This is a genomic window from Paenibacillus sp. FSL H8-0537, assembly GCF_038051995.1.
In the GTDB taxonomy this organism is placed as follows: Bacteria; Bacillota; Bacilli; order Paenibacillales; family Paenibacillaceae; genus Pristimantibacillus.
In genome coordinates, this window is sequence record NZ_CP150290.1 from 4,964,467 (window position 1) to 4,979,082 (window position 14,616).

The 14,616-nt window shown below is 45.5% G+C and carries 14 protein-coding genes; 2 read left to right on the forward strand and 12 right to left on the reverse strand.

Going from position 1 to position 14,616, the window contains the following annotated elements; translation table 11 throughout:
* Positions 1-19 precede the first annotated feature (19 nt).
* Entirely contained in the window at positions 20-793 is a 774-nt protein-coding gene (locus MHB80_RS20895) for an SDR family oxidoreductase (protein ID WP_341278777.1), read from the reverse strand.
* Between the two features lie 140 nt (positions 794-933).
* On the opposite strand from MHB80_RS20895, the gene MHB80_RS20900 reads away from it, so the two are divergent.
* On the forward strand, positions 934-1,572 hold the full coding sequence (locus tag MHB80_RS20900; RefSeq protein WP_341278778.1) for a DUF2625 family protein: 639 nt from the start codon (positions 934-936) through the stop codon (positions 1,570-1,572).
* A 99-nt stretch (positions 1,573-1,671) separates the two neighbouring features.
* Here the strand turns inward: MHB80_RS20900 and MHB80_RS20905 are convergent, their stop codons facing one another.
* Positions 1,672-2,133: a chemotaxis protein CheX gene (locus MHB80_RS20905; protein WP_341278779.1), complete on the reverse strand. Its 462-nt coding sequence runs from the start codon at positions 2,131-2,133 to the stop codon at positions 1,672-1,674.
* A gap of 235 nt (positions 2,134-2,368) precedes the next feature.
* Positions 2,369-3,370: an HRDC domain-containing protein gene (locus MHB80_RS20910; protein ID WP_341278780.1), complete on the reverse strand. Its 1,002-nt coding sequence runs from the start codon at positions 3,368-3,370 to the stop codon at positions 2,369-2,371.
* Between the two features lie 264 nt (positions 3,371-3,634).
* On the opposite strand from MHB80_RS20910, the gene MHB80_RS20915 reads away from it, so the two are divergent.
* Positions 3,635-3,919 carry a hypothetical protein gene (locus tag MHB80_RS20915; protein ID WP_341278781.1) on the forward strand — a complete coding sequence of 95 codons (285 nt, stop codon included), beginning with the start codon at positions 3,635-3,637 and terminating at the stop codon, positions 3,917-3,919.
* Positions 3,920-4,117: 198 nt separating this feature from the next.
* Here MHB80_RS20915 and MHB80_RS20920 read toward each other — a convergent pair whose 3' ends face one another.
* The 9 genes from MHB80_RS20920 to MHB80_RS20960 all read right to left on the reverse strand — a co-directional run bounded on the left by MHB80_RS20920 (position 4,118) and on the right by MHB80_RS20960 (position 14,612).
* On the reverse strand, positions 4,118-5,527 hold the full coding sequence (locus MHB80_RS20920; RefSeq protein ID WP_341278782.1) for a phosphodiester glycosidase family protein: 1,410 nt from the start codon (positions 5,525-5,527) through the stop codon (positions 4,118-4,120).
* A 131-nt stretch (positions 5,528-5,658) separates the two neighbouring features.
* Positions 5,659-7,476 (reverse strand): AraC family transcriptional regulator, encoded by a 1,818-nt coding sequence (locus tag MHB80_RS20925; protein WP_341278783.1) that lies wholly within the window; start codon positions 7,474-7,476, stop codon positions 5,659-5,661.
* A 237-nt stretch (positions 7,477-7,713) separates the two neighbouring features.
* Positions 7,714-8,523 carry an AraC family transcriptional regulator gene (locus MHB80_RS20930; RefSeq protein ID WP_341278784.1) on the reverse strand — a complete coding sequence of 270 codons (810 nt, stop codon included), beginning with the start codon at positions 8,521-8,523 and terminating at the stop codon, positions 7,714-7,716.
* A 34-nt stretch (positions 8,524-8,557) separates the two neighbouring features.
* Positions 8,558-9,073: an adenylyl-sulfate kinase gene (locus MHB80_RS20935; protein WP_341278785.1), complete on the reverse strand. Its 516-nt coding sequence runs from the start codon at positions 9,071-9,073 to the stop codon at positions 8,558-8,560.
* Entirely contained in the window at positions 9,070-10,125 is a 1,056-nt protein-coding gene (locus MHB80_RS20940; protein WP_341278786.1) for a hypothetical protein, read from the reverse strand. Before MHB80_RS20940 ends, MHB80_RS20935 begins: the two co-directional genes overlap by 4 nt.
* A 20-nt stretch (positions 10,126-10,145) precedes the next feature.
* On the reverse strand, positions 10,146-10,883 hold the full coding sequence (locus tag MHB80_RS20945; RefSeq protein WP_341278787.1) for a phosphocholine cytidylyltransferase family protein: 738 nt from the start codon (positions 10,881-10,883) through the stop codon (positions 10,146-10,148).
* Positions 10,884-10,900: 17 nt separating this feature from the next.
* Complete coding sequence (locus MHB80_RS20950) at positions 10,901-11,674, reverse strand: class I SAM-dependent methyltransferase (RefSeq protein ID WP_341278788.1); 774 nt, start codon at positions 11,672-11,674, stop codon at positions 10,901-10,903.
* A gap of 2 nt (positions 11,675-11,676) precedes the next feature.
* Complete coding sequence (locus MHB80_RS20955) at positions 11,677-12,279, reverse strand: gamma-glutamyl-gamma-aminobutyrate hydrolase family protein (RefSeq protein ID WP_341278789.1); 603 nt, start codon at positions 12,277-12,279, stop codon at positions 11,677-11,679.
* Positions 12,276-14,612, reverse strand: coding sequence for a PEP/pyruvate-binding domain-containing protein (locus MHB80_RS20960; protein ID WP_341278790.1), 2,337 nt, complete (start codon positions 14,610-14,612; stop codon positions 12,276-12,278). The genes MHB80_RS20955 and MHB80_RS20960 overlap by 4 nt, the downstream gene beginning before the upstream one ends.
* Positions 14,613-14,616: the final 4 nt, after the last annotated feature.

Here is a 14,616-nt window from a genome sequence, read left to right on the forward strand (position 1 = left end):
TCCTCTCTTGTTCAAAACACTATTTTCGATCCAGCATGCCGCCGAACAATCGGTCAATCAGACGCGGAAAAAGCTGATAAAGCTTAATGCCGAACGCCGCCGATCTCGGCAAATTAATTTCTGCCTTCCTGCGCTCAATAAGCCGCACAATGGCCTTGACTACATAGTCAGGCTTCATCATAAAGAAGCTGACATTTTTCACATAATTGCCTGACGGATCTGCCAGCGAAAAAAACGGCGTGTCAATCGGTCCGGGATTTACCGCCGATACGACAATCCCTTTGCCCCGCAGCTCCATCCGCAGCGAATTGGTAAAGCCGAGCACCGCATGCTTCGTTGCCGTGTAGGCCGTTGACTTGGCTGAGCCGATCTTGCCTGCGAGTGAGGCAATATTTACGATATGACCGCTGCCTTGGGAAAGCATATATGGCAGCACAGCCTTCGTGCAGCGAACGATACCCATATAATTCGTATCCATCATCTGGTCAAATTCTTCGACCGGCATCGTCTCAAAATATTCAAACTGCCCGTAACCAGCATTATTAATCAATATATCGAGACGCCCATGCTTTTGCAGCACTGCCTGAATGACCTGCTGAACATCTTCCATGCTCGTTACATCCATCTGAAAATAGGAGCTATTGCTGCCGATTTCTGCCACATGCGCCTTCAGCTTCTCCACATTTCGTCCGGTCAGCACCACAATGGCGCCGCGCATCGCAAGCTGCTTTGCAGCAAGTGCTCCTATCCCGCTGGAAGCGCCGGAAATAAGCACAACTTTGCCATTTAACATCCGTCATCACCTAAAGCTAATTCTACTTGATCAGGGCATTTTAAGCAAAGAAACCTTTGTAAAACATTGCTTAGGCTTCCGCCACTTTATGATTTTGGACAATACGCTTCTGTCTCAGTACAATATTAAGGAAAGGAAGGATGAGCAAAATGAAATCCTATAAGGAATTAATGGTGCCTGAGGATGCATGGGAAGAAATTCAAAGCCTTGTATCCGAAGCTGCCAATCCCGTTACCATTGTCAGCTGTTCCATTGAGGCTGGCAGGAAAACGCTGGAGCATTTGCAAGTTACGAATCGCTCCTATTTGGGGGCTATTGCCTTGGAATGCGGAGGACTGCTTGTCGATTATGGCTGGTTAAAAATATTAGGGGCAGGAAATGAGCGGCTTTCAGGCTCTTTAGCAACTTGGAACAGTCCCATCCAAAACATTTTGGTCGTAGCTTATGATATAATTGGCGGCTTCTTTGCCATTCATTCCAATAATAAAACCGTATTTTATTTGGCGCCTGACACGCTTGAATGGGAGGATACCGAGTGTACCTATTCCGAGTTTATAGGCTGGGCGCTGAATGGCGATCTGCAATTATTTTATAAGACAATGCGCTGGGAAAGCTGGATGGCGGACTCCCAAACGCTAAAAGGAGATCAAGCCTTTTCCATTGTCCCCTACCTATGGACTGCCGAAGGGCAAAATATTGAGCAAGCATCCAAAAGGCCCGTAAGCGTACTTGAGCTGTATGAGCTGCATCAGGAAATGGGCAAATCATTAAACACTTAATCCCAGCCGTAGAAAGCCTTTTCCTCCAAAAAGATGGAAATATAATATCAGCTCTTATAAATGCAAAAAAACTCCCTAAGGAGTTTTTCGCCGTTACGATTACGATGCTACCAGAACCTGAATATCCAGTTCACCAATTCCCTCCATAATGAGCGGAATGGTTAATGCTTGCTGCGCTTTAAAGCCAGCAGCAGTTGCAGACTGAATGACCTTCGGCGGTGTAATATCTACATGGACGCCCTGATTCGATAACATCGTGCTCGCATTCCCGCTAATCATGTTGCCAAGCTCAGAAATGGCGCTTCTGCCCATTTCGTCAATTTCAGAAATCGAGAAGCCGCCCATCATAGCCGATATCATCTTCATCGCTACCGATTCGCTTAGTCCAAAAACGATATCAGCGTTCATTTGTCCGTTCAGGCCGATTTGTATCCAAATGTAATTTTCAACAAATTTTACATCTTTCAAGCCTAATTGCCCTGTCGACGGCTTTATCTGGATGACCTGCTCAATTACACTTTTTGCCGCTTCAAGAAACGGATTAATATACTCAGCCTTCATAACGGGAATACGCTCCTTTTCGACAAAGATCGCGATTTTTTATATTCCTCATTATACTTTTAAAAATAGGACAAGTATACTATTTTTATCATTTTTGAACCTTAAGACCTATGAGTTTGTGTTCATTTTCAAATGCTTTATAAGGGAATTTCGAGGATTTTCGCACCAAATTTATGGACCTAGTTAATTTTCGGATATAAAGTACTAGATGAACACAGCGATACACAATCAAGGCTTATATAGCTTGTGCCTGATTTGCATGAGCCTTGCGGTAACGGATTCTAAGCAGCCGCAGCCGTTCATACAGCATATCCACCTGTTCATGCTTCAAGCCCTCTGCTCCATATACTTGCTGAAGCACGGGCTTCAAGTAGCGGTCGCCCGACTGCTCGAACGTTTCCCAGACAAGCTGCTGCTCGGATTCCGGCATATGCAGCAGCTCGCGTGCAACAAGCGGCTCAACATCATATCCTTCAGCTTCAAGCTGCTCGATTCTGTCCATTATTTCCCTGCGTGACAGCTCGAGGCTGGCGCCTAGCTGCTCCAGCGTCTCCTCGCTGTTCAAACAGCTGAGAATCCGCTTTTTCTGCAGCTGCTTGTCCATCTCGTTTTTGAATTTTACTTCCTTCTGCTTATACAGCCACCTTGTAAAATCAGACTTGTCCAGCAGCTGCTCTACCCAGTCAAGCGGAAAGCTTGTTTCACGGGCATGCTTATCTGTAATCGCCAAAATTTCAGCTCCATATCGATTTTGCTTGCTCTCTCCCCACCCGGGAATTTGCAGCAGTTCTTCGGCCGTATGCGGTACAAACGTGCTGAACATCCACAGCATCCGATTCGTTGCAATGAGGTAAGCCGACCTCTTCTCTCCTCCTGCTTTCACCCTGCGCCAATCTCTTAATTGTTCAAACAAGTCTTGATCCGCGTTCAGTTCGCCATAACACTGCACCATTGCCTGCAAGCTGCCCATTCCCGAATGGCGCCGGCCTTCCAGCATAGATTCAACGACCGGCGTAAAGCCCTCTCCCATTCGTACCGCCACGCCATGGCGAAAGGCGAGCAGCATGTCCTCCCAGGAAACGCCTTCATACCAGACATCAGGCGCAGCTGCCGTATGCTCGCCATCGACCCATAGTACTGACCAAATGCCCTCCTGTTCGCAAATCGACAATTGGGCGGTATGTACGCCCTCCTCCATCGAGGATTTTTCAAATGTGTTCAAAAAGAAAATTTGCATCTTTCATCTCTCCCTGGCTGCTCCAATTTCAAATAAAAGGACATAAAAAAAGCACCTCCCCATAGCTCATCCAGAGCCATAGAGAGGTGCTTCCTCACGTTCAAATATTCGATTAGCAGTATATTATCATATGCTTTTCAATCTGACAAGCTTTTATATACGGATACAGCAGTTGCTTTATAAACTGCATGATGCCCTTCGAACAGGGAACAATGAAAGCGCAGGTATTGCAAATGCAAAATGGAAGGAGAAAGGATGATCCACATGGACGGTTTTACCGAAGAGGACCGCAAGCGCTCAACCGATGTCTCAACCGTAGAATCACAGCGAAATGACCTGGTGCCGGAGGAGTTTCCAGAAGGGCCTTACGCAGCGGAGAGACCCGGTCTGCCGCTTGGTAAAAGCTCGCCATGGCGCAAAGATCAGCGCCCTAACAACCGTTTCAGCTATGAAAACCGCGCTCTGCATGCAGATTTGAAACGCGACTATCCTGGAGCAGATGACGAATTTGTGCTCTCCACTGAGACAGAAGAAGAGGAACAGAACTAGAAAGGCAAATTTTGCTCAAGCCCATTCAACGAATTTGCCGCACAAACGCCTGCTCGCCAGGTATGAAAAAAAGGTTCAGCGAGACCTCGTCTCGCTGAACCTTTTTGGCTGTTGCCGCTTCAAGGCAGGCCGTATTTTTTATGTCATGCTGCCATGTTGTGCTCTCTTTCTGTCAATTAAACAGCTTTCAAGCAACCTTTACCATTTCGGCAAGGAGCTGAATACAAGCGCATTGCTGAGCTCGCGTCCGGCAGGCGTAATTTGCTTGCCATTCGCATACAAGCCGGAAGATGCGCCGCCATCCAAATTCATTGCCTGCTTAGCACCCAGGCTGACCATAATTTGTCCCCATTGCTTTATGGTCGCAGCCGGAACCGTAACCAGCAAAATCGAGCCATCGTTCATTATCGCAATTCCGCTTCGTGCGCCAGAGTCAGTTAAAATTTTCGGGCTGACAAAACCTTCGTTCGCTGGATCAACGGCCAGCTTGCCATCCTTCACTAGGCGCGGGCCCGCACCAATTGCGGTATGCACCTCGCTCCAGTCAATCGCTTTGCCGGAAACATCGTTATAGCTGACGGTATAGTCAACGTAGCTGCCTTTTTGGAAACGGCTCGCCAAATGCTCCTCCTCCCCTGTAAAGAAGAGAACATACCCGTCCTTTGGAATATCGACATTCGTATTTTTGCTAACCTTCGTTACGATACCCTTGCTGACCGTTACGGCTGAGCCTGTGGTCATTCCGATTTTGCTGCCGCGTTTCGGCGTATACATAATGGCAGCTGTTCTGCCTGGAGTAGGTGTCCGATTAACGAAATACACATACCAGCTTTGTGAGGATTTCCCGGGGCTGCTTACTTTGCCGCTCATCTTCACCTGCAGCGTATCCATAAGAGCCGAGCCGTCCCATTGAAAGCCAATACTCGTTCCTGTATTTCCAATATGCTCGACAACGCCATCGCTAATGATGTTGCCATAAGGCTCAGGAATTCCGCCATACGATTCAAAATACGTGCCATTAATGGCTGCTGCTGCATTGTACAGGGAAGCAATTCCAGATAAGCCCTGCGTCAACCCGACTGTCCTGCTAGGCAGGCCTGCTGTAACGGGCATCCCTTTAGGAATCGCCACGGTTTGAACGGTGAAGGAACGTCCCCCTGCGGACACGCGCTTCGAAGCCGCCACAGCCTTGTAAGAAGTTGATGCTGCACGGATCGTTACTGGCAGCTCAAGCTTGCCCTTATAGGAAGCGGAGGTCACATGAACGCGAATTTTAGTTTTCCCTGCGGAGACAGGGATAATAACGCCATCGCTGTTCACGCGCGCTACCGCGCCATTGCCTGATTCATATCGCAGCGTCACCTGCTCTGACAGCTTCAGCTTTGCGAGCAGCGGCAGCCTTTCATTAAGAGCAACCGTTACGGCTGATGCTGGGTACGTAATCGTCACATTTTTGACAGTTGATTGTGCTTCAGCTGCATACGCCGAACCTCCAAAATTGTAGGCCATTTCTCCGCCTGCTGAGCTTAGCAGCAGAAGCGACGCGCCTCCGACTAAGACTGTGCGATGCATACTTTTTTTCCATGATGACTGGTTTAATGATTTCATTGTTGTTTCTAGTCCTCCCTAGCTATGTCCAAAATTAGGCTCTTATACCTATATCGGCAGAACTAGGGAACAATTGAACCATTTGGTCCAACTTTGTTTATGCCTTTTTTTAAAATAGATCGCTTTCCTCATCATTTCGAATGGACTCGATGTATGTTCCGATATTCTCCGGGAGGAATTTCTTGTATCTTTTTGAATGCTCTGTAGAATGAAATGACGTTCTGATAACCAATTTGCTCCGCAATGGATTGAATCGGTTCATCCGTCTCCGATAATAATCGTTTCGCATATTCAAGCCTGACTCTCAGAACGTAATCAATGAATTTTTCGCCCAGTTCTTCCTTAAAAAGCTGGCTTAATGAACTGGGCTGAAGTTTAAGATAGGCGCTAACACCCGTAAGAGAAAGAAGGGGATCGGCGAAATTCATATCGATGTAGCTTTTGGCTTGGAAAGCGATAACATGATGTCTTCTAGCCTGACGATCTTGATCTGCACTAGCTTCGAATGCCAGCATCGTACTCATAAGCTCTTTCTCAAGCTCATCCAAAGTTTCTGACTGAGCCCAAAGCTCTGTAAACTTATAAAGGAATTCATTCCTCCATAGCTGTTGAATTCCCGGATTCAATACGTTGATTTCTTTCTCCATCTGCATCACAAAGCTTTTAACGAACGCCAACATCTCATGTTTATCAAATCTCATCTCTCTTAGCTGCTTGAACAGTTGTGTCAGTTTTTTATTACAATCGCATTCATTTTTGCGGAACGAGTGTACAATATTTTCTATAGCTTGCAAATAGGCATAATTGTCCAGACTGATTTTTCCTGAGCTTACCCGATTATCTATCAACGTATTCGTTCCAAAAACAGGCTTTAAAGAAACATTCTCCTTCGCATTGCGATACGATTCCGCGATTGTCTCAATGCTATCTGAATCAGCTCCAATCCCTATCGTTACCGTCAACTCCAGATTGTGCAAAATCCAGGATTGAAATTCACTCGCAAGCTCTATTGCTGGTTTCGCAACTGATAATTCTGATTTGCATTGATGAACAACAAACGCGATACGATTTGGCTCCATCCAAGCATGCCAAACAAAAATCTTACACTGCTCTCCTAAATCGTGAAATGCGTTTTCTATTATAAATTTGAGTAGATGCTGATCTTTGGGATTATACTTTTCCGTGAAACGTGTGTAGTAATCTATTTCAACTATGATGACACTGAGGCGATCGAATAGATACGGCATATTAAGAGCTTTCATTTGGGTCTCGAACTGCTTGTCAGTCAAGACCTGCTGCCCTGACAGCAAATCATAAAATAGACGTTGCTGGCGAAGCAGACTGTATTCCTTAAACAAGCTTTCATAATCTAGGGACTTCTTAAGAAGCTGATCCAATGCCATCTCAATGAACGTAAATTCATTATTCGTATTTTTAATGCCTACTTCCTCACTTTGTCTGATGGAGTATTGCCCCAGCTTATTAAGGATGGATTGAGTCGGTTTATAGCGAATATGTTTTACAAGAGTAAATCCAACAAGAATCATTAAGATACTAATGAACACTATTAACATCCATCTGCCTGAAAATACAGAAAGCGTTGTGTCATTTATGTCAACCGCCCTACTTGAATAGAGCTTCCAGTTTGTATACTTGGAATTAACGATAGTCATAGAGTCAGCATTATTCGAATTTGCATGATCAAAATTTATATTACCTATTAATCCCAATGAGTTTGAATCGCTATCTTTGGATGATTGAAGGGAGTATGCGCCTAAATCGGGAATCATTCGTTGTTCAGCTTCAATGGCTTGATTAATCTCAATATTTTTATTATTGGAATTTTGATGTGACACTCCGATAAACATGAATAAAAAGGAAATAATCACTATAGATACAATGAAAATATATAATAATATCAATTGGTAATAATCATTTATCCTCATCATAGCAAACACCTCCATTATGCGGACCGTCTAATATAATCTCTTTACCAATTATACATAATATGAAAAAAAAAGATAAGATGGGCATCTATAGTTTACGCTTAGTAAACTATAGATGATTTTCAGTTATTAGATGTAACATAATGGCGTTCCTATGAAGAGTATTGTCGTTCGCATGTGTCGGATAACGGATAAGGTGCCAACAAAAAACGCCCCATAAAATGGGACGTTAGGCAAGGCTCAATAATAGGGTTCTATCCAACTTGTATTCATCATGGTAGCTGCGCGATCCCGATTTGGTGAAACGCCATAATAACGTTTATAAATGGAGCCGAATTGGGAACTGGATACATAGCCTATGGAGTGAGCGATTTCTTTCATTTTCATATTCGTGCTTCGAACAAACACACTAGCCTTTCTCATACGAATCTGCTGCAAATGCTGCATCGGGGATACTTGATACACTCTCGTATATACGCTGCTCAAATAAACGGGATGGCAGCCTACTAATTTCGAAAGGTCGTGAAGCGTAAGCGGCTTCTCATAATGAAGCAGCATATAGCGATATACGAAACTTATTCGTTTGTCGATCTGTTCAGAAGACCTTCGGGCTGATTCCATTGCGCATACTTTTCTTTTCGGATTCGACTGGATGAATAATTGTAGATACCGCTCTAATACATGGATATCCTGTTCAGTCTGAACAGGATTTTTCAATAGCTGCTGTGCTAATTCCCGATCAGCGGGTTTAATGATTGATATGGTCCACTCGGCTTCCTCGTCTGTGCGTTCACCTTCAATATTGCAGACAATCCCTTTATAGCTAATCGTAGGTTCGTGCTGCGGCACAATGCACAGTGGCCCTGAGGCAAGCAGAAGCTCCTCCTTACCTAAAGAAATGGATTGCTGCTCCTGCATAAGCTCCATTGGATTGAGCGCAAGCAGCAGCATGATTTGATCCCCATGGATCAGCTGTAAGGGTCGTTGCGACTTTCTGTTCATCGTAATCGACTGCTGAGATATTAAGGAATAGAATTGAATCTTTAACATAACCTCATTCCCCCGTCTCTCCGCCAAATCCCGATTATTCAGGCAGCTTCAAGATTTGTGTAACAATTGCATCTAAAGAAGCAGATGCCTCATTAACGACAATTAGATCAGGTTGCGATGGTTCTTCAAAATCCATATCCATACCAACAACCTCCTGTACCTGTCCGTTCAAAGCCCCCGTATACAGCTCCTTCTGATTACGAGCTATTAGCGTATCTTTGGATACTTGCAGGTAGATTTCATAGTAATGTGAAATATTTTCCTTATTCCATGCCCGGCAGGAATGGAACATAGAGATCGTCGCGCACACCACATCCAATCCTTGCAAAGCCAGCATCCTGCACATCCTTGCATTACGCATGGCACTTGCATGTCGGTCAGCAATAGAGTAGCCAAGATCATGGCCGAAAGCCTCTCTTAACATATCGCCGTCAAGAAAAACAACCGCATCGCTTTGTGCCTTCAACCGAGTATATACCTGTTTACCTATTGTGGTTTTTCCTGATCCCGCCAGTCCTGTAATCCAAAAAACACGGCCTGATTCGTTCAACTTGTTTCCCCCACGGCTCTATTCAAGCAATCTAGCAGCTGCATTAGAAGCTCACTTTCTTTCAAGCAAGCATCCAAATATGGCCGCATAGTCAATGCATAGGCTTGTGCATCCGGCCGATCCGGCTTGATATAGTATTGAATGACTTTCGATCGAATTAACGCCCAATTATCATACAGATCAGTAAAACCCTTTTGCAATTCCTCATAATCATTACGACCAAATACACCTTGATTTTGCAAATAGTCAACAAGCATCAGATTGCGCTTCTGGTAAAATAACGAGTATGACAGTCGGTGACTCATATTGGAGTGCAGATCATTGGCAGAGAGGGTAATCTCGCTAAAATGATCGCGAAAGTACTCCAATACACCTAGACCTCTCATTGTTGTCGTTTCCTCCGAAGCTACAGATTCACCGTAGAGCTGTTTACCAATATTCGACTGGATGATCCTGTAAGGCGACTGCGTATCCAGTTGTTCCTTAATGATGCGCAACCCCAATCCAAACAACTGATCTGTGGGAATGGAGTCATAGGAAAGCCGGAAATCCTGGTAGCTTAATTCATGCTTAACGATCTTTCCTGGCGGAACGCAGTCCTCCACCATATAGAAAGTGGATAACTCGTCGCTATACCCATAGACCAAAACGGGATGAATCAATTCGGCTTTACGGCATTCGGGGCAGAAGGGAAAATGGAAACGATTCAATCGCAGAATACAATACGTCCCCTCATTCAAATAACCTTTGACGAGCTCGACAGCATCGGTATCTCTGTAGAGTGGCAAATCAACCTGCTGAATATATTCATCTAATAGCGCGTTTGACAAGTTCCTTGTAACATATGGGAGCAGTATGCCATTCTCTTGTTTATACTTGTAAACTACGTCGGTAATTACTTCACGCCTCGGAATCTCTATTTCGTATTGCGATGTAATGAGAGGGACCAAGCTTTCGAATGCCGAATCCCTCGTCATTAGAATGGCGATAACATTATTCCAGTAGCAATCAATTCGGTTCGTGTTATAGGGTTCTAAATCCAGTTTGAACACCGTCATTCCCTCCTTCCGGTTTATAGCCTGTCTCCATACTTGTTCTCATAGAGCAACAGGTCTGATTCGTGATCAACTTCTAACCATAGTCCGCGATAAGGAATTGCCTTAATGGCAATCCCCTGTTCGATTAATCCGGCTAGCAAAGCCGTCAAATCCATGCGCTCCACTAGACTTTGATCCTGCAAGGAGAGAAATTGTTGAATCATCAGCCACCCCTTTGGCGAAATACGGAGCAACCCCATGAATTGCCCTTCCACCTCCTGAAGAGATGTTGGCCTGCCGCCGATTTCAATAACTCGGCTGTCGCTTCCCAGTCTGAACGTTTCGGCATCGCTTAACGGATTAAGGAATCGGTCTTCCCACAAGGGAAGCCAGTTAATATTGTAAGGAATGACAATATCGTCATCTTCATCTGCGCGCAGCATAAGCTCAATAACATCAGACGTATAGACGATATCGGTATAGCTAACGATGCAAGGCTCTCGCTCCAGCCAATCGGAAGCACAGCACAGACTGGTAAGCATATTCGTTTGTTCCCATTCCCTATTCTCGAAGTATGTTGCTCCAGCCACTTGTATCCTACCAGCCATATATCCGCGGACGATCGCGATATCGCGGATGGAAGCCTCGCGAAGCGCTTCAAGCTGTCGATCAATTAATCGTTTGCCTAGCAGCATAGTGCGGCATTTCGGCTCATGCAGGGTATGGGAGCCTAACCTGCTTCCACGTCCTGCCGCCAATAGAATAGCTTTCATCTCATGCAACCCGCTTCCTATATCGCTTGGACTGTCCAAGCTCTTGTCTTGTAAGGCACCTCAATTTCATCAATCTGGCTTAAGCATAGGCTGATCTCGTCCATAATCTTCTCGAACAGAATCTGCCCCGCTTGCACTTGAATATCATTTACCGAACGCCAAGCGTTCAAATAACGTTCCTTTGTCATAACAACGGTATGCGGAGCCTCCATAAATATTAAGCGTCCGAAATGCCCCGTAGATAAAAGCGCCTCCTCGACGCCGCTCATGTGGCTCTGCGAGCCTGATGAAACACGTTTTAAATCAGGGACATAGTGTCTTACTATGCTTTCAATCTGCTGCTGCAGTTCATTTCGCTCAATATCCCGCGGATTCCATAAAGCAGTAAAATGCCCCCCTTCTTTCAGGATACGATGAAACTCGCTTAACGCTTGCTTTTGATCTGTCCAATGAAAGGAAGATGCCATAAACACCCAGTTTACCGAATCATTCGCCAAGCCCGTTTCCTCCGCAAAACCTTTTTGCCAAGCAAACTGCTTATTGCAAGTATCCAGACGAATACCTTCTTCCCGCATTGCATCGTTAGGCTCGACAGCTACCCCCCTCATCCCGAGCTTGGCCAGTATTTCGGTTAGCTTCCCCGTTCCCGCACCTACGTCTGCAGTCACAAAACCCTCGCTAGCTGCTCCCGTATGCGACATCAGCGCATGTAGAATATCTTCCGAATAACCTGGTCTGTTGACATATTGTTTGGCCAGCAAAGTAAAATCACCGTGCATCATCTTATTCATATTCATTCTCCTCCAAATAAATGTTTTATCATGCTCATATCGCTTGGTTCAAACGGCATTTCCCGTTCTGGATGCCACATAATTCCTTTGATGCTGGCATGCTTGTGCATGACCGCCTCAATGATCCCGTCGGCAGCCCTTGCGGTTACAACGAGCTTCTCCACAGTCTTTCGAGATCCGTAGCAGTGATAGCTGTTCTTGCTCAAGCTGCCTTCATTTGTGTGCACAGCATGATGCACCGCAACATGGCCCTCGATCCTCTCCAGTTCGATGCCCCAAAAATCCTGAAGCATTTGCATACCTCTACATACGCCCAGCAAGGGTTTGCCGCTGTCACATGCATATTGAATGAGAAATCGCTCTACCTCATCCCTCTCCGGTGAACTCCCGCCATACGTTAGCAGATCGTTGCCTCCCGTCATAATCACGCCTCGGATCGGCAGACTTCGTATCATCTCCTGCACCGTTGGCAAATGATTGGGCAACAGAATCGGCATATAGCCGCAGTTGGCTAAAAGGTTGATCCAGCTTTGGTCAATAGCGTCTCTTCGCTCACCGCGGCTCGCTACCTCTTCGACACGCATCGTAATGCCAATCATAATCATTGAATGATCCTCATGTTTTTCCCCGCGCAATCGATGGCAAGCACCTTGGCATTGCCGTAGTGGTTATACAAATTTTCTCCTACTCCGATTACGGCGGGAATCGAAAGCTCTCCAGCACGAATCGCCATATGTGAATTGACGCCTCCGTACATGGTTACTAGGCCAGCAATTCCTTTGGAAAAAATCCAGTCATAACCGGGATCGGCACTCGGAAGAAATAAAATGCTTCCCCGCAAGCTTTCATGATCCTCATTTGAGAATGCAATCTTGCTGGTGACCTGATTCATTGTAATAAAATTCGGCTCAAGCTCCGGTTGACTGAATAACCATACATTAGAGGGCTCGGTGATCAATGGCGGCAGCTCCAACTGCAAGGTTGCCTCATATCTTTGTCTGCCAGCCCTAACACTATCCAGCAGCAAGCCCTGTATATCGCAATCTGACTCATAAGCCCGCTTGATTACCTCGATATTGGCAAAGGAAGCCTCCTCCTTCGAAATGCCGTATTCCTCCGCCAATTGGCCGAATAGCCGAATCGCCTCGCTCAAGCTTTTTGTAAATACAAACTTGGAATATTCCCTTCCCTCAATCGCAGTCTTAAAAAAGTCGAATAGTCCAAGCACATTTCCATCTAAGAGACCGTGCTCTATCAGCAAAGCTTGAATTCGTTTATATTGAGCAAGCGAAAGAGTGAAGGAAGGCTTCTCTATGACACGATCACGGTCAAGCTCACGCGACGAGGAAAATTCAAAATACTGCTCCGGTGCTTCATCATAACGAAGTGAACAGATCTCGTAGGTTCCAGGTCGTAAATGACCATATTTAGCTAGAAAATCGTCCATAGCTAGCTGAGCGTAATCAATACTAATTTGAGTACTGACTGTCTCTAGACTGCTCATATAACGATGGTAGTCGCTTTCCGATAATATCCCGATGGAGACGAGGGATCGAAGCATTTGTACGGCTACGAAGCCCCCTCTTGCCAGCCCGGCGAATGGCAGCGTACCATAGCGCTTGCAATCCTCTAGCAGCCAATAAATTTTCGACACCTTGTCGATTGAACTGGCGAGAAGCTCCGAACGCCTTGCTTCCAGCTCGTTGATTTTACTCAGATCATTTTGCAATAAACCATTTTCAGTACATACGATATGGTTCGTAAGATCCTTCAGACAAAGACTAAGCTGCTTCAATTCCGGCTTAGTGAATCCGTGCTCATAAAGAATTTCTAGTCTCGTGTCCAGATCGAAGGTAAAACAAGAAAATATGATCTCAAACTCGACCTTGTCATGATTTTGCGGGTTATCAATTAAGCTTTGCATATAATAATTCAAGAGCTTCTCGCTTAATTCGGCATCTAGCTCCTTTGGCAAAAAGGAGTTGAAGCTGACTCTTACATCGATATATGGAAAACCACCAAGATCAATGAGTAAAGGAAAGCTCCTGACATTCTTATAGCCATATTGACTCCGCTGATAGGCCCAGATGCTGTCAGTCACTAATTCTTTGTACAGCGATAGCGCGAGCGGCCGGGGACGAATGCCGATTATTTCGGCTGGATTCCAGTCCGGCATGACACCATAGACCGTTTTGTGTCCATAAAGGTAGGGCTGCCTCGCTTGACCTTGTCCTACTTTGTCATAGATCCGTTTTAGTATCGCAAATTGTTGATCAAGGCTTGCTAATTCGCAGGTTAATAACAAAGGCCGAACCTGAAAGAGATACAGCTTGCCTGCCTTGTCCACTGCAAACTCAATATCGAGCCTAGGTGTCCCGAATATTTGCTCTAGTTCATCCATCAAATCTATAACTTGACCCAGTGTCCTCCCCGCAGGCAGCGGCGACCCTCTGAAATAATGATAGGTTTTGAGATGATTGGTCGTACCCGAGGTGACAGCATCGGTCGCACCGCTCACGTCATCATAGTTGATCACGATATAATTGCCGCCATTATTAGGATTTACTCCAAAAGCAACCCCGCTGATTGCGACATCTGGAAGCATCGGTTGTATGAATACATGATGGACCGGATCTTCATCTTGATAGGATGCCAGCACCCTGTTAACTGCCTGTATGACTTCGCTCTCTCCATTTACGTTAAGAACCGAATCATAGCATCCTGCATAGGAAGCGGTAGTCCCATCCTCCCAGGCCGCACTGCTTCGTACAATTAGTGGCGCCCCCGACCATGAAAGCTGCTTCAGACTTTCTAAAACCTCAGATTGCTGATAACGCCACTCATATGCAGTAAATTGAAGCTGGGGTAGAACGATTGCACACTTGACTAGTCTCTCAAGCCTCTCCAACGTTTCTGATTTTGTACCAAATAGGATCAATCCA

What these genes read in the sequence shown, in the direction of transcription:
- MHB80_RS20945 (WP_341278787.1), bottom strand. Translation starts at nt 10,883, where the DNA reads ATGAAAGCTATTCTATTGGCGGCAGGACGTGGAAGCAGGTTAGGCTCC.
- MHB80_RS20925 (WP_341278783.1), bottom strand. Translation starts at nt 7,476, where the DNA reads ATGATGAGGATAAATGATTATTACCAATTGATATTATTATATATTTTC.
- MHB80_RS20895 (WP_341278777.1), bottom strand. Translation starts at nt 793, where the DNA reads ATGTTAAATGGCAAAGTTGTGCTTATTTCCGGCGCTTCCAGCGGGATA.
- MHB80_RS20950 (WP_341278788.1), bottom strand. Translation starts at nt 11,674, where the DNA reads ATGAATAAGATGATGCACGGTGATTTTACTTTGCTGGCCAAACAATAT.
- MHB80_RS20915 (WP_341278781.1), top strand. Translation starts at nt 3,635, where the DNA reads ATGGACGGTTTTACCGAAGAGGACCGCAAGCGCTCAACCGATGTCTCA.
- MHB80_RS20955 (WP_341278789.1), bottom strand. Translation starts at nt 12,279, where the DNA reads ATGATTATGATTGGCATTACGATGCGTGTCGAAGAGGTAGCGAGCCGC.
- MHB80_RS20930 (WP_341278784.1), bottom strand. Translation starts at nt 8,523, where the DNA reads ATGTTAAAGATTCAATTCTATTCCTTAATATCTCAGCAGTCGATTACG.
- MHB80_RS20900 (WP_341278778.1), top strand. Translation starts at nt 934, where the DNA reads ATGAGCAAAATGAAATCCTATAAGGAATTAATGGTGCCTGAGGATGCA.
- MHB80_RS20910 (WP_341278780.1), bottom strand. Translation starts at nt 3,370, where the DNA reads ATGCAAATTTTCTTTTTGAACACATTTGAAAAATCCTCGATGGAGGAG.
- MHB80_RS20920 (WP_341278782.1), bottom strand. Translation starts at nt 5,527, where the DNA reads ATGAAATCATTAAACCAGTCATCATGGAAAAAAAGTATGCATCGCACA.
- MHB80_RS20905 (WP_341278779.1), bottom strand. Translation starts at nt 2,133, where the DNA reads ATGAAGGCTGAGTATATTAATCCGTTTCTTGAAGCGGCAAAAAGTGTA.